This window comes from Mesorhizobium sp. CU3 (assembly GCF_006442965.1).
In the GTDB taxonomy this organism is placed as follows: Bacteria; Pseudomonadota; Alphaproteobacteria; order Rhizobiales; family Rhizobiaceae; genus Mesorhizobium.
The window spans coordinates 121,894-141,573 of the sequence record NZ_VFWX01000009.1; the positions used below are offsets into that span (position 1 = coordinate 121,894).

Annotated in this window: 17 protein-coding genes and 2 pseudogenes; 9 read left to right on the forward strand and 10 right to left on the reverse strand. The window is 64.2% G+C overall.

Features of this window, described 5'->3' with window-relative positions:
- The gene (locus FJ988_RS15645; protein WP_246688559.1) at positions 1-621 is read right to left on the reverse strand and encodes an ABC transporter ATP-binding protein; all 621 of its coding nucleotides are present in this window, start codon (positions 619-621) and stop codon (positions 1-3) included.
- Positions 622-674: 53 nt separating this feature from the next.
- Between FJ988_RS15645 and FJ988_RS15650 the strand changes: the two are divergent.
- Positions 675-1,673 (forward strand): annotated as a pseudogene (locus FJ988_RS15650) (flavin monoamine oxidase family protein); the annotation flags it as partial.
- A gap of 135 nt (positions 1,674-1,808) precedes the next feature.
- Here the strand turns inward: FJ988_RS15650 and FJ988_RS15655 are convergent.
- Both FJ988_RS15655 and FJ988_RS15660 read right to left on the reverse strand, forming a co-directional pair.
- Positions 1,809-3,246, reverse strand: a pseudogene (locus tag FJ988_RS15655) (NAD-dependent succinate-semialdehyde dehydrogenase).
- Positions 3,243-5,192, reverse strand: coding sequence for a 3-hydroxyacyl-CoA dehydrogenase NAD-binding domain-containing protein (locus FJ988_RS15660; protein WP_246688561.1), 1,950 nt, complete (start codon positions 5,190-5,192; stop codon positions 3,243-3,245). Before FJ988_RS15660 ends, FJ988_RS15655 begins: the two are co-directional and overlap by 4 nt.
- Positions 5,193-5,302: 110 nt before the next feature.
- On the opposite strand from FJ988_RS15660, the gene FJ988_RS15665 reads away from it, so the two are divergent.
- Positions 5,303-5,995: a phosphotransferase enzyme family protein gene (locus tag FJ988_RS15665; protein WP_140819205.1), complete on the forward strand. Its 693-nt coding sequence runs from the start codon at positions 5,303-5,305 to the stop codon at positions 5,993-5,995.
- 46 nt (positions 5,996-6,041) lie between these two features.
- Here the strand turns inward: FJ988_RS15665 and FJ988_RS15670 are convergent, their stop codons facing one another.
- A complete protein-coding gene (locus tag FJ988_RS15670; RefSeq protein WP_407067728.1) occupies positions 6,042-6,203 on the reverse strand; it encodes a hypothetical protein in 162 nt (53 codons plus the stop codon).
- A gap of 119 nt (positions 6,204-6,322) precedes the next feature.
- Positions 6,323-7,528, reverse strand: coding sequence for an ROK family transcriptional regulator (locus FJ988_RS15675; RefSeq protein ID WP_140819207.1), 1,206 nt, complete (start codon positions 7,526-7,528; stop codon positions 6,323-6,325).
- A gap of 145 nt (positions 7,529-7,673) precedes the next feature.
- Between FJ988_RS15675 and FJ988_RS15680 the strand changes: the two genes are divergently transcribed.
- The 7 genes from FJ988_RS15680 to FJ988_RS15710 all read left to right on the forward strand — a co-directional run bounded on the left by FJ988_RS15680 (position 7,674) and on the right by FJ988_RS15710 (position 14,658).
- On the forward strand, positions 7,674-8,939 hold the full coding sequence (locus FJ988_RS15680; RefSeq protein WP_140819209.1) for an ABC transporter substrate-binding protein: 1,266 nt from the start codon (positions 7,674-7,676) through the stop codon (positions 8,937-8,939).
- An 82-nt stretch (positions 8,940-9,021) separates the two neighbouring features.
- Positions 9,022-9,957 carry a carbohydrate ABC transporter permease gene (locus FJ988_RS15685; protein ID WP_140819211.1) on the forward strand — a complete coding sequence of 312 codons (936 nt, stop codon included), beginning with the start codon at positions 9,022-9,024 and terminating at the stop codon, positions 9,955-9,957.
- Positions 9,950-10,855: a carbohydrate ABC transporter permease gene (locus FJ988_RS15690; RefSeq protein ID WP_140819213.1), complete on the forward strand. Its 906-nt coding sequence runs from the start codon at positions 9,950-9,952 to the stop codon at positions 10,853-10,855. The genes FJ988_RS15685 and FJ988_RS15690 overlap by 8 nt, the downstream gene beginning before the upstream one ends.
- A 52-nt stretch (positions 10,856-10,907) precedes the next feature.
- The gene (locus FJ988_RS15695) at positions 10,908-12,014 is read left to right on the forward strand and encodes an ABC transporter ATP-binding protein (RefSeq protein WP_140819216.1); all 1,107 of its coding nucleotides are present in this window, start codon (positions 10,908-10,910) and stop codon (positions 12,012-12,014) included.
- Positions 12,015-12,062: 48 nt separating this feature from the next.
- Positions 12,063-12,830, forward strand: coding sequence for an SDR family NAD(P)-dependent oxidoreductase (locus FJ988_RS15700; protein ID WP_140819218.1), 768 nt, complete (start codon positions 12,063-12,065; stop codon positions 12,828-12,830).
- Complete coding sequence (locus FJ988_RS15705) at positions 12,827-13,849, forward strand: sugar phosphate isomerase/epimerase (RefSeq protein ID WP_246688562.1); 1,023 nt, start codon at positions 12,827-12,829, stop codon at positions 13,847-13,849. Before FJ988_RS15700 ends, FJ988_RS15705 begins: the two co-directional genes overlap by 4 nt.
- Complete coding sequence (locus tag FJ988_RS15710) at positions 13,846-14,658, forward strand: SDR family NAD(P)-dependent oxidoreductase (protein WP_140819220.1); 813 nt, start codon at positions 13,846-13,848, stop codon at positions 14,656-14,658. The genes FJ988_RS15705 and FJ988_RS15710 overlap by 4 nt, the downstream gene beginning before the upstream one ends.
- Positions 14,659-14,717: 59 nt before the next feature.
- On the opposite strand, the gene FJ988_RS15715 is transcribed toward FJ988_RS15710, so the two are convergent.
- The 5 genes from FJ988_RS15715 to FJ988_RS15735 all read right to left on the reverse strand — a co-directional run bounded on the left by FJ988_RS15715 (position 14,718) and on the right by FJ988_RS15735 (position 19,674).
- Positions 14,718-15,074 carry a hypothetical protein gene (locus FJ988_RS15715; protein ID WP_246688563.1) on the reverse strand — a complete coding sequence of 119 codons (357 nt, stop codon included), beginning with the start codon at positions 15,072-15,074 and terminating at the stop codon, positions 14,718-14,720.
- 225 nt (positions 15,075-15,299) lie between these two features.
- Entirely contained in the window at positions 15,300-15,962 is a 663-nt protein-coding gene (locus FJ988_RS15720; RefSeq protein ID WP_140819224.1) for a TetR/AcrR family transcriptional regulator, read from the reverse strand.
- 52 nt (positions 15,963-16,014) lie between these two features.
- Complete coding sequence (locus tag FJ988_RS15725) at positions 16,015-16,539, reverse strand: hypothetical protein (RefSeq protein WP_140819226.1); 525 nt, start codon at positions 16,537-16,539, stop codon at positions 16,015-16,017.
- On the reverse strand, positions 16,532-19,408 hold the full coding sequence (locus tag FJ988_RS15730; protein ID WP_140819228.1) for a sarcosine oxidase subunit alpha family protein: 2,877 nt from the start codon (positions 19,406-19,408) through the stop codon (positions 16,532-16,534). The genes FJ988_RS15725 and FJ988_RS15730 overlap by 8 nt, the downstream gene beginning before the upstream one ends.
- Complete coding sequence (locus FJ988_RS15735; RefSeq protein WP_140819230.1) at positions 19,405-19,674, reverse strand: sarcosine oxidase subunit delta; 270 nt, start codon at positions 19,672-19,674, stop codon at positions 19,405-19,407. Before FJ988_RS15735 ends, FJ988_RS15730 begins: the two co-directional genes overlap by 4 nt.
- Positions 19,675-19,680: the final 6 nt, after the last annotated feature.

The following is a 19,680-nucleotide window of genomic DNA, read 5'->3' on the forward strand; positions in this document are numbered from 1 at the left end:
CTACTCTCCCCTTCGCTTTGTTGGCTTTGACGTCTCTTCCAGGGCCATGCCGCTTTCGGTGCGCCAGCTCAGCCACACGCTTTCGCCGATCCGCACGGATTGTGCCTGGTCGGAGTTCGCGGAAATCGTGAGGGAGAGCGGGCGAACGAGATTGCCCGAGACTGTGGACAGGCCGAGTTGGACGGTTGCGCCCTGATAGCTCGCCTGTGTGACCGTTGCCGGCACTGAATTACCCATTCCCGGATCGCTGTCGCCCAGCCGCATGTGCTCCGGACGGACGCCGAGCAGGACGTCGCCGGCAGCTAACCCGGGCACTCTGAGGACTCGTCCCGCGAACGTGCCCGTCGTGGTGACGCCGTCCGAAGTGGCATCCGACAGCGGAAACAGATTGATCTGCCCCAGGAATTCAGCGACGAAGCGTGACGAGGGGCGCGTGTACACCTCCTCCGGAGTGCCTATTTGCTCAAGGTGCCCGTGATCGAATATGGCAATCCGGCTCGACAGGGCGAGGGCCTCGGATTGATCGTGTGTGACGAATACGAAAGTCGTGCCGAACTCGCGATGGATGCGCTGCAGTTCGGTCTGAAGTTGTTCACGCAGCGACTTATCGAGGGCGGACAAGGGTTCGTCCAGTAGCAGAAGGTCGGGCGAAAAAACCAAGGCGCGCGCCAGAGCGACGCGTTGCTGCTGCCCACCTGACTTTCGAAGACGTCCCGCAGAACCCGTGGGAGAGCCCGCGCGCCACTGAACTCGATTCGATGACCTTCGCAACTTGGGCAGGTCGGGTCGCCAGGTCCGAAGCTGTCCACGGCTGGTTCATGCGCATGACAAGCGCCTACTATGGAGCCAGGGCCGAACAGATTTCAGCGCTGGAAGCGCTGTGCAAGCTCAAATATTGCGGCGGACCAATCTTCATGTCGGACGTCGAAACGGGTGGACAGTCCACGCATCTGGTAGGCTCGGCAGCCGTCTCGGAAGGCATGATGGCGGAGTTGGAACATGTCGAGCTTTCTTCCCCGGTCCGCAAGGTCGAGTGGTCCGAGAATCGCGTCGTGGTCACAACTGACCGCGGCACCTCGTCCGCCCGGTATCTTGTTTGCGCCGTGTCGCCGGCAATGGCGTCTCAGATCCAGTTCGATCCCCCTCTCCCCGCGATACGCCGTCAACTGCATCAGCGCTTTCCGAGCGGACGCTACACCAAGGTGGTGATGATCTACGATCGTCCGTTCTGGCGAGAAAAGAATCTGAACGGAAACGTGATTGCTACGGACGGCTCCCTGACCTCGCTGTACGACATGGGTGACGAAACGACCGAACGTCCAATCATAGCGGGGCTGTTCGGCGGAGTTGCCGCTCAAGGGATCGACGAACTTTCGCCGCAGGACAGGAGATCCAGGGTGCTTGGCCTGGCCAGTCGCGCGCTCGGTCCCGAGGCTGCCAAGCCGGAGGCGTATCACGAGCAGATCGGGGCGAACGAGGAATGGTCCGCGGGGGCGTCGAGCCGCTTCATGGTCCCCGGAGTCATTTCGACATTTGGCAGTCAAATCCGCGCGTCCACCGGCCCCATCCATTGGGCTGGCGTTCACATGGCGCGAGAGTACAGGGGCTACATGGAAGGCGCTTTGATAGCAGGAGAGGATGCGGCGAAGGCGATCCTGTCCCTGGAGGCATAGCCACCCACGTCGGTGTGCGTCAGCGATCTGAATTCGCTGACGCAAGTCATTTCATCCCAAATAGAGCACTCTCAAAAGGACGGGCGCTCACTTCGCAAGGTCCGATCAGGCTCGACGCCCGCCGGGTTCGCAAATCTATCCTTTGCGGGTGACGAAGCGGGTCTCGAGATAGGCTTCGATTGCTTCCGAGCCTCCTTCGGTGCCATGGCCCGAATCCTTGATCCCGCCAAACGGCACTTCAGGCAGCGCGATGCCAACATGATTGATCGCCAGCATGCCTGTCTCGACTTCGGCGCCGAGGCGGGTCGCCGTAGCGCTGTCGCGCGAGTAAGCATAGGCGGCGAGCCCGAACGGCAGGCGGTTTGCTTCGACGATCGCCTCGTCGAGCGACCCAAACCGGTTGATGATGGCCACAGGCCCGAAAGGCTCCTCGTTCATAATGCGCGCGGTGAGCGGTACGTCGGCAAGCACCGTCGGGGCGTAAAAATACCCCTCATTGCCAATTCCATGCCCGCCGGTTGTCAGCCGTGCGCCTTGCGCGACCGCATCCTAGACAAGTTCCTCGACGGCGGCGACCCGGCGCGCATTGATGAGCGGCCCCATTTCGGTGGCGGGATCGAGGCCGTTGCCGACGCGAATAGCCGACGCAGCCTCGGTGAAGCGTTCGGTGAACTCGCCGGCGATGCCATTCTGCACCAGGAAGCGGGTTGGTGACACGCAGACCTGCCCGGCATTGCGATACTTATGCGGGACGATCGTCTTCAGCGCCACGTCGAGATCCGCGTCCTCGGCAACGATGACAGGCGCATGGCCGCCAAGCTCCATCGTGGCGCGTTTCATGTGGAGGCCGGCAAGCGAGGCCAATTCCTTGCCGATCGGGGTGGAGCCGGTGAAGCTGATCTTGCGGATCACCGGATGAGGAATGAGGTGGGCCGAGATCGTGGCGGAATCGCCGCTGACCAGATTGAGGGTGCCTGCCGGAAGGCCGGCGTCGGCGAAGGCCGCGATCAGGGCCGCAGGCGAGGCAGGCGTTTCCGACGGCACCTTGACGATGATCGAGCATCCCGCTGCCAGCGCGGCGGACAATTTTCGCACGACCTGATTGATGGGAAAGTTCCATGGTGTGAACGCCGCCACCGGCCCGACGGGCAGCTTCAGGGGTGACCTGCAACACGTCGGCTGCTCGGGCTGGGATGACCTGGCCGTATGTCCGCTGCGCCTCGGAAGCGAACCAGTCGATGATGTCGGCGGCCGCCAGGGTCTCGGTGCGCGACTGCGCGAGCGGCTTGCCATTTTCCTGGGTCATCGTCACCGCGATGGTGTCGACCCGCTGGCGAAGCAGGTCGGCGGCCTTGCGCATGATCCGGGAGCGGTCGAAGGCGGAGGTATTGCGCCAGATCGTAAAACCTCGCTCCGCGGCCTGCAGCGCTTCGTCCAGGTCGGCCAAGCTGGCATGGGCGGCATGGCCGATGGTCTGGCCGGTGGCAGGGTCGATCACCGGGAGGGTGCGCCCGCCCTCTGCCGGACGCCATCTGCCGTCGATGAAGAGTTGCGTATCCGGGTAGGCGCTCATGTGCTGGAAGCCTTTCTTGCCGTAAGGAACATTGGTCCCCCTTTTGACCGGGGAAAGCCGTAGCCATGGACCTCGACCAGGTCGATATCGGCGGGGCTAGCTGCTATGCCTTCCGCCAAAATCGCCTCGCCCTCCGCCGCCATGGCGCCTACCAGACGTTCGGCTATCTTGTCGGCGGCCAGGTCGCCTTGACCCTGCACCAGGGGCGCGATGATCTTTGCGGCCGTATCAGAGGGTCTGGGAGTTCGGTCACCGGCAACGTAATCGTACCAACCGCCACCGGTCTTCTGGCCTTTTCGCCCGGCACGGACCAGCAGGTCACCCGGTTGGATCGCAACCTCCTCGCCGCGCGCTCGCGCCGCCTCGCGCTGCATGAAGGAGATGTCCAGACCGGAAAGGTCCTGCACTTCGAACGGCCCCATGGCAAAACCGAACGCCCGCATGGCCGAGTCGATGGCCGCGACCGAAAGCCCTTGCCTGACCAGTATTTCGGCCTCGCCACGATAGCGGCGCAGGATGCGGTTGCCGATGAAGCCGTCACAGATACCGGATCGCACCGGCACCTTGCCGAGCCGCCGGGCCAGATCGAAGGCTGTCGCAAGTGTCTCGGGAGTGGTGTCCGGCGTCGGTATGATTTCCAGCAGTTTCATGACCTGCGCGGGGCTGAAGAAATGGAGCCCGAGGAAGCGGCCAGGATTTTGCAGCGACCGAGCGATTTCGCGCGGATCGATGTAGGACGTGTTGGTCGCAAGGATAGCGTCGGGGCGGCAGATTCGGCCAAGCTCGGCAAAAACATCCTGCTTGACGGCCAAATCCTCGAACACCGCTTCAATGACCAGATCACAATCTCTCAGACTCTCGAGGCCTACCTTGCCATCGACACCGGCAAACCTCTCGGTCGTCTCCGCGACGGAGACCAGGCCGCGCTTCACGGCCGCATCGAAGATGCCGCTGAGAGTGGCCATGCCACGCGCGAGCGCGTCCTCATCGCGTTCCGACAAAGTGACGGCCAGTCCCGCCCCGCGCAGCGCCGCGGCGATACCGCTGCCCATTGTCCCCCCACCGACGACGCCGACCTTTGCAATCGGTTTTGGGCTGACCTGACGCAAATCCGCAGGTCGTGGCGCGGCGCGCTCGGCGAAAAACAAGTGTCTCAGGGCGGCCGATTCCTCACTCGCCCTGAGCCGCAGAAATGTCTCGCGTTCCAAGGCAATTCCCGCAGCGAACCCGTGCTCTATACCGTGGCGGAGAGCCGCCAAGGCGGCGGGAGGCGCCGAGAGGCCCTTTGCTGCCTTGCGGATGCGGGCATCGGCAGCATCCCAGTCAACCGCCGCAGCATTCCGTGCCGAGGCCGGTGGCGGAAGGGGCCGCGCAAGGGCTTCTTTTGCGAAGCTCACAGCACCGTCTACCAGCGGCCCATCGATGACCCGGTCCACGAGGCCGACTTTCATTGCCCTGAACGTATCTAGTGTGAGCTTTTCGACGGCGACGGCGACGGCGGTTTCGGTACCGATAAGCCGTGGAAGGCGCTGGGTGCCGCCTGCCCCTGGAATGAGTCCGAGATTGACCTCCGGCAGCCCAAGCGTCGCGCCGGGCGCGGCAACGCGAAACCGGCACCCCAGCGCAAGCTCTAATCCACCGCCAAGCGCGACGCCATGAATGGCAGCGACCCAAGGTTTGGCGCTCCCTTCGATCGCCGCGATCAACTCGGGCAAAGGCGCCTCGACCGGACCATCGAACTCGGTAATGTCGGCGCCACCGACGAAAAGCTTTCCAGCGCCGGCCAGAACAACGGCGTCTATCGAAGTATCGGCATCGAGATCATGGACAAGCGTCGCCAACCTCTCGCGAACGGCCTTTCCAAGTGCATTGACTGGAGGATTGGCGATGATGATCACCGCGATCCTGTCGCGGAGTTCCCAAGTAACCGTCATCTCGGCTTGCACTCCATGATCCTCTCCGTCGCTTTGGTGAGCCGACCCAACCGGCGTGGCCGATGGAGTCGCGAGGTGTTAATTGGAATTATGTTCCACTTTTGGAATAGCAATACCGCCGTGTGAAGTTGAACTGCGCTGCGTATTTACCGAGCGGCCAAGCGGCGGTCCCGCTGACGCTTACGGGGGCCACGCGACGACTAAAGACGTTTCATGCGATCGGACGGACATTGGCCGAGTTGCATCTTCATTCAGACCGCTGGACGCAACCTGCAGATTTTCGCCGCCCCAGTTGGGATCTCGACGGGCTAGTCGGTGAAGCTCCCTTGTGGGGACCTTTCTGGAACGCACCGAACCTGTCGGCAAAAGACCGGGACATGTTCGAATCAATCCGCGAATTCGCTCGTCTCGAGCTGATCGCGCGCGATGCCGATTGCGGCCTTATCCATGCCGATCTCGTACGTGAGAACATCCTGCTGCACCAAGGTTCGGTTCGCTTCATCGACTTCGACGATTGCGGCTTCGGATACCGCGTCTTCGACCTCGCGACGACTTTGCTGGCCAACAAGGAGGAAGCCGACTATCCGCGTCTCCGGGACGCCCTGATCGAGGGTTACGCGAGCGTAAGGCCACCACCCGATCTTGATCTTCTGCCGCTCTTCATGGTGCTTCGCAGCTTGACCTATGTCGGTTGGGCCGCCGACCGCATTGCCGAGGAGGGAATGGCGGCCGGAATGAGTCGCTTTCTTGAACGGGCCAGGGTCATGGCTGCCCAGCATTTAGCCGAGAACCACTCGTCCATCCTCCTGCGGTGACGAGTCCCCGCCGGAACTGGCCATCGTAAACCATGCTGCCGAGGTATCAGCGCAAGACCTGTGGCAGTGCCGCGTCGAGCGAGCGCTCGAAGGCGTCGACCAGCGCGTCGATCTGCGCCTCGGTGATGATCAGCGGCGGACAGAAGGCGATGGCGTCGCCCATGTTGCGCGAGATGACGCCGTTCTCTTGCAGGAAGCCGTCGACCAAGCGCCGAGCGCGGCTGGCTTGCCCCAGTGCGCCTTGTTGCAGCCACCTGCCATCGCGCGGCCTTGAGTATCCGAGCGTCGCGGTCGGTGAAAACCTGTTCCGCCCCGTCTATGAGGCGATCAGCCGACCGACAAACCTTTCGTCTGGTGTCTCAGCACGAGGCCGACGGCGCCCAGCAAGGCATCGTTCTCGGTGTGCTTGCCGACGATTATGCGCGTGCGCAGGGCCGGAGCGACATCGCGCGACTTGATGAGCGTATGGCGTTCATAGGACGCGATCAGCGGCGTCAGCAGAATGTCGCCCGCCAAGGCCATCTGACCGCCGATGATGATGAGCGGCGGATTGAGCACCGAGCCGATCAGGCCGAGCCCCCGGCCGGCGATCTCGGCGGTATCCTCGATCATCCGCAACGCCCTGACATCGCCCTGCTCGGCCATGGCGATGACATCGTCCATGGTGACCTCGCGACGCACGATGCGCGAAATCTGTTCCAGCGGCCGTACAAAACTCGCATAGAGTTCCAGGCATCCGCGATTGCCGCACCGGCAAAGATCGCCGCCGGGATCGATGCTGATATGCCCGAATTCGCCGGCGCCGCCGGCGATGCCCGTCACCAGCCGTCCACCCTGGACGATGGCCCCGCCGACGCCCAGATCGATCTTGAACAGCACGAAATCGTCTTGGCCGACGGCCGCACCCCACATCATCTCCGCAACGGCCGAGCAGTTGCTCTCGTTGTCGGCGAAGATTGGCAGTTCCAGGACAGGTCCGAACACATCTCGTATGTTGACGCCGGCCCATGTTGGAACCATGCTCGCACGCAGCACCACGCCGTCGCGGCTGACAGGGCCGGAGACGGAGACCCCAACCCCCAGGAGCCCCGCCGCCCGCAGACCGTTTTCCTTGTAGGATTGGGCAATTGCCGATTTGACCATCTGGGCCGCCTGTTGCGGCTGGTAGTCCAGAGGCATGGGAATAGTTTGTTCGGCAATGACGGAATGCGAGACATCGGCGACGATCAGCCTTATCTGCTGAAGAGCCAGGTGAATTCCGACGCAGGTGCCCGCTGTCGGATTGAGCGTCACCGCCGCGGCCGGCCTGCCGATGGCTCTGACGCCATCGCGGCTGGCCGGGGCTTCGATCACCATCCCCGATTTTTTCAAGCCGTTGAGCGCAGTTGACACCGTCGACCGCGCCAGACCGGTGTGGCGCGTGATCTGCGACGCGGAGAGTGCGCCGCGTTCGCTCAGGCAGCGCACGATCAGGCTCTCCGGCGACGCGGACGGTCTGTCGATCAGCCAGGTTCTAAGCGAAGGTTTTGTCATGAACCAACATAAACATCGTTGACTGATAGCTCCAATATGTCATTTTGGAAAAAACTCGAGATCAACGCATCTCGCCGGCAGCGTCTTCAAACCGCGGCCATAAGCGGTCGAGACGAACCGTGCAACACCATATGGGAGTGAAACGATGAAGTCAGTCATGACCGCTTTGGCGGCCACCGTTGCGTGCACCCTTGTCGCGGGGGTAGCCTTTGCCGAGCCCAAGACCAACCTGCTCCACCAATGGGCGACCGGATCGGACGCCCAGGCGATCGCCAAGCTCGGCGAGATGTTCACCGCCAAGGGCGGCAAATGGGAACAGACCTCGATCGCCGGCCACACGGCCAACACGCTGGCCAAGCTGCGCGCCGACGTGATTGCCGGCAATGCGCCGCCCGCAGTGCAGCTTAAAGGCCCGGAAATCGCCGAGTGGAACGCAACCGGCATGACCGCCGATCTCGACGAGCTGGCGGCCTCGGAAGGATGGGAGAAAGTGGTGGCGCCGGAATTGCTCCCGGTGATGAAGCCGACCGGCAAATGGGTCGCCGCTCCCATGAACATCCACCGCATCAACTGGCTCTGGGCCTCGCCGAAGGTCATGCAGGCCGCCGGCGTGACGGAAATGCCCAAGACCTGGGCCGAGTTCAATGCGGCCTGTGACAAGATCGTCGCCTCGGGCAAGATCTGCATCTCGCATTCGACCGCCGACTGGACGGATTCGACGGTGTTCGAGGTCGTGCTCTACGGCCAGGACATCGATCTCTATCGCAAGGCCTTCGTCGAAGGCGATGTCGAAGCCATGCGCAGCCCGGGCATGGTCAAGGCCTTCCAGCAGATGCGCCTGATGACGACCAAATACATGGATCCGGGCATGGTCGGCCGCGACTGGGATTCGATGTCGGCGCTCGTCGGCAAAGGCGACGCGGCGTTCCACATCATGGGCGACTGGACGATCGGCCTCCTGACCGCCGCCGGCTTCAAGGAAGGCACCGACTATGTCTGCGCCCAGGCGCCGACGGACTGGGGCAAACCCGGCTTCATCCTCAACTCGGACTCGGTCGTCTTCTTCAAGCAGAAGGACCAGGACTATATCGACGGCCAGAAGCTGCTTGCCACCCTGATCCTGTCGCCCGACTTCCAGACGGTCTTCAACCAGGCCAAGGGCTCGATCCCAGCACGCCTTGATATCGACCTGTCGAAGGGCTTCAATCCCTGCCAGCAGCTCTCGCAGAAAGATCTGCAGGCTTCGATCAAGGAAGGCACGCTGGTCCGCTCGATGGCGCACAACATGACCGTCCCGCAGAAGGTGCGCGGCGCGATCATGGACGCCATTACCGAGTTCGTCGCGACGCCCGACATGTCGGCCGAGGACGGCGCCAAGGCGATGGCCGACGCGGCAGAAGCGCAGAAATAGACGGGAACGGCCGGACGCGGATTCCATTCGCGCCCGGCCATCCTCCATCCCGGTTCCGCGCGTTCCCAGCCCCTTGCGCCAAATGTCAAATCACCAGCTGATCCCATCGGCCCAAACGCCCGCCCGCCCCTGGCGCGAGCGGCTGGGCTCCGCGGTGCCCCTGCTGGTGCTCGGCCCTTCGCTCGTGGCGAGCTTCGTCTACGTCTTCGTGTTCACCGGCTGGACGCTCTATATCTCGCTCTCGAATTCCTCGCTGCTGCCGACCTACGGCTTTGTCGGCCTCGACAACTACGCGTCGCTGTGGGCCAACCGGCGCTGGAACATCGCCTACGACAACCTCTTTTTATTCAGCGGCTTCTACATCGTCGGCTCGATGGCCGTGGGACTGCTGCTGGCGATCCTGATCGACCAGCGCGTACGCGGCGAAGCGGCCTGGCGCACCATTTTCCTCTACCCGCTGGCCGTCTCCTTCATCGTCACCGGCACGGTCTGGAGCTGGCTCTACAATCCGACCGACGGCATCCAGGCGATGGTGCGCGGATTGGGCTGGACGAGCTTCAGCTTCGCGCTCGCCAGCGACCGGCACTATGCGATCTATGCGGTGATCATCACCGGTGTCTGGCAGGCCTCCGGCTTTGCCATGGCGCTGTTCCTGGCCGGTCTGCGTTCGGTGGACCAGGACCTCGTCAAGGCCGCGCAGATCGACGGCGCATCGACCTTCCGCATCTATCGCAAGGTGCTTCTGCCGACGATCGCGCCGATCTTCCTGGCGGTCGCCGTCATCCAGATCCAGTTCGCCATCAAGACCTTCGACCTCGTGGCGGCTCTCACCAAGGGCGGCCCGGGGATTTCGACCACCTTCCCCGCCATCTATGTCTATGACCTGATGTTCCAGCGCGGCCAGATCGCAGAAGGTGCCGCCGCCGCCATCATGATGCTGGCCGCCGTTGCCGTGGTGCTGTTGCCCTATTCGTTCTGGGTTGTCTGGCGCCGCCGCAAGGAAGCCGGCCATGGCTGACACCGCACTCGACCAGTCGCTCGATCATCACGCCGCTGCGGTTGCGGCCCGCAGGCATTTCCTCACCCGCCTGGTCATCTATGGGCTGCTGGTCGTCTTTGCGGCTATCTATTTGATCCCGCTGCTGGTCGTGGTGCTGAATTCGTTCCGCGATCAGCAGGAGATCGCGCGCAACGGGCTGATCTCGCTGCCGCGCAGCTTCCGCCTCGAAGCCTGGGGCCAGGCCTGGAGCAGCTATTGCATCGGCGGCACCTGCGAGGGCATGCAGCGCAACTTCTACAACTCCCTGAAAATGACGATCCCGGCGACATTCATCTCGACGGTGATCGGCGCGATGAACGGCTACATCCTGTCGAAATGGCGTTTTCGGGGTTCGGAAGCGCTGTTCACCTGCATGCTGCTCGGCGTCTTCATTCCGGGCCAGATTTCGTTGATGCCCTGGGCCTTCATCCTCGGCAATCTGGGCCTCAGCAATTCGACCTATGGGCTCATCCTCATCCACGTCATCCAGGGCATTTCGTTCACCACCCTGTTCTGCCGCAACTACTATGTCAGCATTCCCGACGATCTGATCAAAGCGGCTCGCATCGACGGCGCGGGCTTCTGGCGCATCTTCCGCAAGATCATTCTGCCGCTCTCCTCGCCGATCCTGATCGTTACCGTGATCTGGCAGTTCACCGGCATCTGGAACGAATATCTGTTCGGTGTCGTCTTCACCTCCGGCCAGCAACAGCCCATCACCGCCGCCCTCGTCGCGCTGACGGCAAGCGGCACCAATGTGCGCGCCTACGATGTCATGAGCGCCGCCGTTCTGATCGGCGCGCTGCCGCCGCTGCTGATCTATCTCTTCGGCGGCAAGTATTTCGTGCGCGGCCTGACGCAAGGGGCGATCAAGTGAGCGAAGTATATTTCATGTCGCCGATCGCCGCGTGCGGCAGGAAGGCCATCGCATGTCGACATTGACCATCCGATCCCTGCGCAAGAGTTTTGGCGCGGTCGAGGTGCTGAAGGGCATAGATCTCGAGGCGCAGAACGGCGAATTCATCGCGCTGGTCGGACCGTCCGGCTGCGGTAAGTCCACCCTGCTTGCCATGATCGCCGGACTGGAGACCGTGACCTCCGGCGAGATCCGCATCGACGGCCGGCTGGTCAATTCGGTTGCGCCGAAGGACCGCGACATCGCCATGGTGTTCCAGTCCTATGCGCTCTACCCGACGATGACGGTGCGTGAGAACATCACCTTCGGCATGGAAAGCCGCCGCGTGCCGAAGCTGCAGCAGGACGAGGCCGTCAAACGGGTTGCGGCTCTGCTGCAGATCGAACCGCTGCTTGGCCGCAAGCCCGGACAGCTCTCGGGCGGCCAACGCCAGCGCGTCGCGATGGGCCGGGCGCTGGTGCGCGATCCCAAACTGTTCCTGTTCGACGAGCCGCTCTCCAATCTCGACGCCAAGCTGCGCGTCGATATGCGTACCGAAATCAAGAAGCTGCATCACCGCGTCGGCAAGACGACGGTCTACGTCACCCACGATCAGGTCGAGGCGATGACGCTGGCATCACGCATCGCCGTCATGCATCAGGGCGCGGTGCAGCAATTCGATGAGCCGGCCGCGATCTACAACCGTCCGGCCAATATGTTCGTCGCAGGCTTCATGGGTTCGCCGGCGATGAATTTTTTGCCGGCCGAACTCGGCGAGCAAGGCGGCCGTCCCGTGGTCGCCCTGCAGACCGCCGATGGCAAAACGGCCAGCCTGCCGATCGTCCAGACGCTCCCGTCCGATACGCCGCGACAGCTCTTGCTCGGCATCCGGCCGGAGCACATCTACCGGTTCGATCCCGATCTTCAGCGTCGCAAGCCGGGTATCGCGCAAATCGATGCCCTGGTCGAACTGGTCGAGCCGACCGGTGCGGAAACCATGGCGGTCCTGCGCCTGGGCGGCAAGGAGATCACCGGCCGCTTCGATCCCGACGGCACGCCACGCATGGGCGAGACGGTGACGCTCGGCATCGACATGGCGCGTGCGTGTCTGTTCGACCCGACAACCCAACGCCTGATCTGACACCAACAGCTGATCCGACCCAACACTTGACCTGAAAAGAGTTCCGCCTTGTCCTTTGCCACCTATCCGAGCCTGGCCGACCGCGTCGTGCTGATCACCGGCGGCGCGTCGGGCATCGGCGCCGACACGGTCCGCGCCTTCGCCGCCAATGGCGCGCGCGTTGCGTTTCTCGATCTGCAGCAGGATGCCGGCGCCGCACTCGCGCGCGAACTCGCCGCCACGGCGCGGCACGCGCCCCTGTTCATGCGCTGTGACGTGACCGACATTGCCGCTCTCCAGGCCGCGATCGGCGCGGTGCGCGAGCGCCTCGGGCCTGTCGCGGCGCTGGTCAACAACGCCGCCGACGACAATCGTCATCCGGTCGCCGAGGTGACGCAGGAATATTGGGATCACGCCCAGAACGTGAACCTGAGGCACCACTTCTTTGCCGCCCAGGCCGTGCATTCGCACATGAAGGAACTGGGCTTCGGGTCGATCGTCAATTTCTCCTCGATCGCCTGGCGTTTCGGTGCGGCCGACATGGCGCCCTATGCGACGGCCAAGGCCGGCGTGGTCGGGCTGACATTCGCGCTGGCGCGAGCGTTCGGCCCCGACAACATCCGCGTCAACGCCATCGAGCCGGGCGCCGTCATGACCGACCGGCAACGGGAGCTTTGGTACAAGACGGATGCGTCGGTCGACCAGGTCGTGCAGCGCCAACTGATCCGCCGGGTTCTATTGGGCGAGGAGATCGCGCGCATGGTGCTGTTCCTCGCCGCCGACGACAGCCGCATGATCACCAAGCAGTCGATCACCGTGGATGCCGGCCTCCGATGAACACAAAACCGAAGGATCGCTTCATGCTCGAGGTCGGCCTGAACCCATACGGCCTGACCTATCATCTCGGCCTGCAGGCCCGCGGCACGCCGCGCGCCAATCCGAAGCCGGCGGGGCTCGAAGGCTTCATCGCGCTCGCGACCGAACTCGGCGCGCGAGTGCTGGAGATCTGGGTGCCGTGGCTGACGGAGCTCTCCGACGACGCGGTGATCGCGCTGCGCGAAAGGCTCGCCGGCCTTGGCATCACACCGGTCGTCAGCGGCGGCCTTCTGGTCGGTGAGCCGCTCGATCAGGCATGTCGGGCCGCGCGCCTGCTCAAGGCCAAGATCATCCGGACGGCGCTGACGCCGGTTCTCTGCGGCGACCGCAACGCCGCCGGCGAGAAATGGAGCGAGTTCGGCGGCATCATTCGAGCGAGACTGAAGGAATGGGGTCCGCGCGCGAATGCCGAAGGCCATGTTCTTGCGATCGAAAACCACCAGGACTTCACCAGCCAGGAACTCATCGATTTCTGCGCCCTCGGCGGCGAAAGCGTCGGCGTCACCTTCGACACTGGCAACACCTTTCCGGTCGGCGAAGCGCCGCTCGATTTCACGCGGCGGATCGCGCCTCATGTTCGCCATGTCCACCTCAAGGACTACCGCGTGCAATTCACCGCCGAAGGCTACCGGCTGATCCGTTGCGCCATCGGCGATGGTGCGGTGCCGTTCGCCGAGCTGTTCGCGATCCTGGCCCAACACCATGATCGCATGACCGCCGTTCTCGAACCGGGCGCGTTGGAAGCGCGGCATGTGCGCTTTCTCAGCGACGACTGGTGGCACGGCTATCCGCCAAAGACGGCGCGCGAGTTTGCCGCTTGCTTGGCGGCCGCGCAGCGCAAGCGGCTGCCCGACGACGCCGACTACCGCACCCCTTGGGAACGCCAGGACGACGCCTCCCTGGTTTCCTATGAGCTCGACATGATCCGGCGCAGCGCCGCCAACATGCGCAACCTTGGTTTGATGGAGACTATGCGATGACGACCCGTGAACTCGATGGATTGACCGCCTTCGTAACCGGCTCCGGCCGAGGCCTTGGTCGCGTGATGGCCGAGCGCCTGGCGGAGCTCGGCGCCAATGTCGCGATCCACGACATGGATGAAGCAGCACCCGCCAAATATGGCGAGGTCGCCAATCTGGCCGAAGTCGTCGAGCGCCTGAAGCGGCATGGCACGAAGATCACCTCGGTGACCGGCAACATCGGCGACCAGAAGGCGGTGGCCGAGATGAAGCGCAAGATCGAGGCCGATCTCGGCGACGTGCATGTGCTGGTCAATTGCGCCGGCGGCGACATCGGCGCCAAGGGCGGCAAGCCGAACCCGAACAACGCCCTCGACATCGAACTGGACGACATCCGCGTGCTGACCGAAAACAATCTGATCGGCACGATGCTGGTCTGCCAGGCCTTCGTGCCGCCCATGAAGCAGCGCGGCGGCGGCTCCGTCATCAACATCGCCTCGGCGGCGGCACATCTCGGCGTCTCGCCCGAGGTCGTCTATTCGACATTGAAGGCCGCGGTCGTGCATTACACGCGCTGCCTCGCCAAGGAGTTGATCGACGACGGCGTGCGCATCAATGCGGTCAGCCCCGGCGCCACCAAGACGGCCCGGTTCCAGGCGACCCGCGTGGTCGATCCCAACCGCATGGATTCGAGCAAGAAATCGCTGAACCGCTATGCCGAGCCGGAAGAGATCGCCGAGGCGGTGGCCTTCCTCGCCGGTCCGCGCGCGCGCTTCATCAACGGGCAGGTCATCCGCGTCGACGGCGGTTTCACGATCTTTCCGGGGTGAATGGCGGCCGTTTGACGATGTCGCTTTGGTGAATGGACACGATCGCCTCGCGGCGGACCTTATCCTCTCCACATCGTCGAGCGGAGAAGAGCCTGCATGTGCTCCGGCAGGTCGAGCTCGCCGCGGGCTTCGATCTCCAACAGATATCGGGCCTTGGCCAGGCGGTCGTGCTCGCCAGTCGCGGGATAGGCGCAGATGGCGAGCAGCGCGCTTTCCTCCACACGGCTGGCTTGGTCGCTTGTGCTGCAGCCAATCTGGCGCACGGCCGTGCCGAAGGCCGTATAGGCAGACTTGTGCGCCTCGATCAGCGCATCGAGATCGCCGGGCGGCTGTTCATCCCGGCTTAAGGGCTGGCCGGCAAGAGCCGGCGTCGCGACCGTTGAAACGATGGCAGCGCTGCCGGAGCGCAAGAGCAAGGCGCGGCGGTTGATCCTGGACGTGGTGGATTCTCCTCTTCATGCCATTCGAGACACATCGGACTGATGGCACCGTAGCACGACGGTTCGCCCATTCATGTCAGGATGGTCGGCGGTCGTTCTAATCCATGTCGCCCAAAAGTGACCTCGGTTTTGGGAGAACGACATGCATAAAAAACAAGGACCTAAAGCGCGTCGCCTGACACCGTTTCAACGCGACGCGCTTTAGCGGCGGCTTTTCCGCAGCGTCTTCTCGGCGAAGGCCTCCACCTCGCCGGCGCGAGGTTCCTGGCCCGTATGCGTGAGCAGGTAGGAGGGCGTCAGGAAGAGACGGTTGCTCATCGGCTCGACGATCTGAAGCGAATAGTAGCCGATCTGCGTGAAATAGAGCACGCGCGCCCGCACGAATGCTTCCGTGTCCGCATAGCCGTGCCGGGCGAACATCGCCCGGATGGCATCGACCCGCGCATCGTCCTCCTCGTTGACGATGCGATGCACTTTCGCGGATTGGCGCGACCAGGCGCGCACGGCGAAATCCAGCCGCGGATCGAACAGTGATTGATCGAGCCAGCATTCGAAGATGTTAAGCACCGCCTGCGTGATCGTCGCGGCCGGCCGCCCCGCCTGCTCGACGATGAAACGCGTGTTGTTGTTGCGCCAATGGTCCAGGAGCTGGTCGAGCAGGTCCTGCCGGCTCTTGAAATACCAGTAGAAGCTGGAGCGCGAGACGCTGAGTTTCTGCCCGAGCGCCAGGACGCGCACCGCCTCGACGCCCTCCGAGATCAGCGTCTCCAGCGCGAGCCTCATCCAGTCCTCGCGCGTCACTTTCGTGTTGCCGGTCAGCCCGGCGCGCCGCATCACGTCTTCAGCACTGGAATCAGATGGCATCCCGGCCCGACCAAGATTGAACCGCCGGCTAGATAGACCTCAAGGGGCGGCCCTACAATCCCGCGGACTGTTCGAACCATTCCCACAGATAGGGCGCTAGCCCCCGGTCGACGTGGAGACGTGCCCGATTGCGATTGCCGTACCGGTAGAAAAGCACGTTCACGCCGGCGAAAAGGATCGCCGCCGAGCGGCTCGTCTGGGCCGGATCGAGCGCGGTGCCTCTGGCGACCAGGCCGGCCAAGCCCGGCCCCTCGATCTCGAAAACATGCAGTCCGGCATCCATGACCGAGACCGCGAACCCGGCCTCATGCCAGCCGGCCTGGATCGGAAATGGCACCCCACCAACCACCACCAAGCGGTCGCGCGCGATCCGCACCATGTATTTGTCACCGCTTGCAAGTGCGCCGGCGCCCACGCCTTCGCCCGCAAGTGCCGAAGCCTTCGACCACGCCGCAAGGTCGCCGCTGACCAGGAGTTGGTTCAGTCCACCAACCGTGTGCACACTGGTGCCATCCCTGCTCAGCGTCGCGGTGGCGAAGTCTGGCACTGCCGGCCATTTTTCGGCAAGGTTACGCATTGAGCCGCCTCCCTTCCGGATCGAAGGCGCAGGGCGCGACGATCGTCGCCTGCCGCACCACGCCGAGATGCTGCACATCGATGGTTTCGCCGTGCCGCGCGGCGCCGCGCTCGATGAGCGCCAGGGCAACTGGACGCCCCAGGCTCGGGCTTTGATAACTGGAGGTGACGAAACCTACGCTTCTGACCCGGCCGCCGCTTTTCTCCACGCCATGCGCGCCGGTTGCCAGCGGTGCCTCGCCCTCGCGGACGGCCAGGCCGACAAGCTGATTGCGATATGGACTGTTCGCCGCTTCCGTGAAGAGCGAGCGCCGGCCGACGAATTCGCCGCCGCGTTTGCTGCGCGGCCCGGCGACGCCGAGATCATGCGGCATGGTGTTGCCGTCGGTATCCTTGCCGATGACGATGTAGCCCTTCTCGGCGCGCAGGATCATCAGCGACTCCAGCCCGAGCAGCACGGCATCGAAGGCGCGGCCTTCCTGCCGCATTCGTGCCCACAGCGCCTCGGCCCGATCGGCGCGGATGGAGATTTCATAGCTGCGGTCGCCGGTGAAGGAGACCCTGGCGATGCGCACCTCGTTGCCGGCGAAGTGGCCGGCGACGACAGCCATATGCGGCAGGCCGGCATCGTCCAGGGCGACACCGAGATCGAGCGCCTCCATCAGCCCACGCGCGTTCGGGCCCGACACCGTCAAGGTGGCGTAGTGGGCGGTGGCATTGTGGATATAGACCGCGTCGCGGCCGAACCGGTCCTGCCGCCACTCTTCCAGCCGGGCATGAACGGCGGCGACATGCGACGACGAGCAGGAGACGATGAAGCGGCGCTCGTCCAGGCGAACCAGCACGCCGTCGTCGAAGACGACGCCGTTTTCCGACAGCATGAAGCCATAGCGGCAATGGCCGGGCTTCAAGGTCGACATGGTGTTGTAATAGATGAAGTCGACGAATTCGGCTGCGCGCGGACCGATCACTTCGATCTTGCCGAGCGTCGAGCCGTCGAACAGCGCGACCGACTGCCGGGCGCGCCGCGCCGCCTCCTGGATTGCGCCGCCGGCTTCGCCGCTGCCGTAGTAAGCCGGCCGCAGCCAGCCGCCATATTCCTGGAACACGCCGCCCGCGGCGCGATGGTTTGCCTCCAGCGGCAGCCGGCGGATCGGGGCATGCATGCTGCCCCGGCGCGCGCCTGCCAGGCTTGCGAAAGGCACCGGCGTGAAGGGCGGTCGATAGGTCGTGGTGCCGACCTCTGGTATGGCGCGCCCGGTGACGTCGGCGAGCAGCGCCAGGCCGTTCAGGTTCGAGGTCTTGCCCTGGTCGGTCGCCATGCCGAGCGTCGTGTAGCGCTTCAAATGCTCGACGGAGACGAAATTCTCCCGCGCCGCGAGCTCGACATCCTTCGCGGTGACGTCGCTCTGGTAGTCGATCCAGACCCGGCCCTTGGCTTTGGGTTTCGGCCACAGGCCGATGATGCCCAGCGTTGCCTCCACGCCCGTGCTGCGCGGCGCCTGTGCCGATCCGCCGAATTGAGCCAGCGCCGCAGCGCCGCTTGCCAAGGTTTCGGACAGCGAGATCGTCCCGGCCACGGCGCCGGCAACGCCGATGCCATCCACTCCCTCGCCTGGAACGAAAGCCGCGAGCTGATCGCTCCAGGAAAGCTTGCCCTTTGCCTGCGAGAACAGATGCACGGTGGGCGTCCAGCCGCCCGAGACCAGCACGCAATCGGCGGCAAACACTGTACCGTCGTCCAGCAGGACACCTTCCACCGCATTACGTCCGCGCGCCCCCGTAACCATGCGCCCCGCCAGAACACGAGCATTTGCCGCAGGCGCGACCCCGTCACGCCGGCAGTCGACCACCGTCACCGAGGCGCCGACTGCGGCGAGCGCCGAGGCCGGCTCATAGGCGCTGTCATTGTTGGTCGCAATCACGATCCGAGTGCCGACAAGCACGCCGTGCCGGCGCAGATAGGCGAGTGCGGCATCGGCCGAGAGGATGCCGGGAAGGTCGTTGTTGGCGAACGGAACCGGCCGCTCGATTGCCCCCGTCGCCAGCACGATGCGGCGCGGCCGCACGCGCCAGAGCGTATCCGGTCGGCCGTCGCCGTGCCGCTGGTTGAGCGCAACCAGATTGTGATCGTAGAGACCGAAGGCAGTGGTATCGGTCAGCACGAGCTGGTCGCCGCCCTTCAGCTTCGCGACCATCGCCTCGGCCCACGCGGCCCCGTTCATACCATCCACTTCGCCGGCGCGGTGGCGCAGCGATCCGCCCGGATGCGCCCGCTCATCGACCAGTACCACCGAATGGCCGGCCGCCGACGCATCCGCCGCCGCGGCGAGGCCGGCCGGCCCAGCGCCGACCACCAGGACATCGCAATGATGATTGATCTGGTCCGCGACCGAACGCGGCTTCCAGTCGCGGTCGACGACGCCAAGCCCGGCCATGGCGCGAATGCGCGGTTCGAACAGATGCCAGTCCGGCCACATGAAGGTCTTGTAGTAGAAGGCGGCGGGCAGGAAGCGGGCGAAGCGATCCAAGATCGCGTTGCGGTCGGCAACCGCTGTCGGCGAAGCGTTGACGCTCCTGACGACGGCGCCGTCCCTGGCCGGCACCGTCGATGCCCGCGCATTCGGCACGCGGCCGGCGGGACCCTCGACATCGACGAGCGCGTTGGGCTCCTCGACGCCGGCGCCCCAGATGCCGCGCGGCCGGTGATATTTGAAGCTGCGGCCGACAATCGGCTGGCCGCTCGCCAGCAAGGCGGAAGCGATCGTGTCGCCGGCAAAACCTTCGACGCGCCGGCCGTCGAAGGTGAAGCTCAGCGCGCGCGCCCGGTCGATATCGCTGCCGCCGGTGGCAAGGCGCGAGGCGCTCATGCTTCGTGCTCCGCTTCGCCGAGCACCGAGGACCCGGCCACCTTGTGGTTGACGCTGTCGCGGCTCATCGCGAAGAACTCGCCGCAGGTCAGATGCACCCAGATCTCTCGAGCCGCGCCCTTGGGATTGTCGCGCATGTGGAGATAGCCCGCCCAGCGCTCGGCCGTGACGTCGCTGCCGTCGGGCCGCAAATTGCCGGCCTCGCCGCCATAATGAAATTCACTTTCTTCGCGCGGCCCGCAGAACGGACAGGGAAAGAGCTGCATCTTTTT

What these genes read in the sequence shown, in the direction of transcription:
- FJ988_RS15675 (WP_140819207.1), bottom strand. Translation starts at nt 7,528, where the DNA reads ATGACAAAACCTTCGCTTAGAACCTGGCTGATCGACAGACCGTCCGCG.
- FJ988_RS15680 (WP_140819209.1), top strand. Translation starts at nt 7,674, where the DNA reads ATGAAGTCAGTCATGACCGCTTTGGCGGCCACCGTTGCGTGCACCCTT.
- FJ988_RS15685 (WP_140819211.1), top strand. Translation starts at nt 9,022, where the DNA reads ATGTCAAATCACCAGCTGATCCCATCGGCCCAAACGCCCGCCCGCCCC.
- FJ988_RS15690 (WP_140819213.1), top strand. Translation starts at nt 9,950, where the DNA reads ATGGCTGACACCGCACTCGACCAGTCGCTCGATCATCACGCCGCTGCG.
- FJ988_RS15695 (WP_140819216.1), top strand. Translation starts at nt 10,908, where the DNA reads ATGTCGACATTGACCATCCGATCCCTGCGCAAGAGTTTTGGCGCGGTC.
- FJ988_RS15705 (WP_246688562.1), top strand. Translation starts at nt 12,827, where the DNA reads ATGAACACAAAACCGAAGGATCGCTTCATGCTCGAGGTCGGCCTGAAC.
- FJ988_RS15710 (WP_140819220.1), top strand. Translation starts at nt 13,846, where the DNA reads ATGACGACCCGTGAACTCGATGGATTGACCGCCTTCGTAACCGGCTCC.
- FJ988_RS15720 (WP_140819224.1), bottom strand. Translation starts at nt 15,962, where the DNA reads ATGCCATCTGATTCCAGTGCTGAAGACGTGATGCGGCGCGCCGGGCTG.
- FJ988_RS15725 (WP_140819226.1), bottom strand. Translation starts at nt 16,539, where the DNA reads ATGCGTAACCTTGCCGAAAAATGGCCGGCAGTGCCAGACTTCGCCACC.
- FJ988_RS15730 (WP_140819228.1), bottom strand. Translation starts at nt 19,408, where the DNA reads ATGAGCGCCTCGCGCCTTGCCACCGGCGGCAGCGATATCGACCGGGCG.
- FJ988_RS15735 (WP_140819230.1), bottom strand. Translation starts at nt 19,674, where the DNA reads ATGCAGCTCTTTCCCTGTCCGTTCTGCGGGCCGCGCGAAGAAAGTGAA.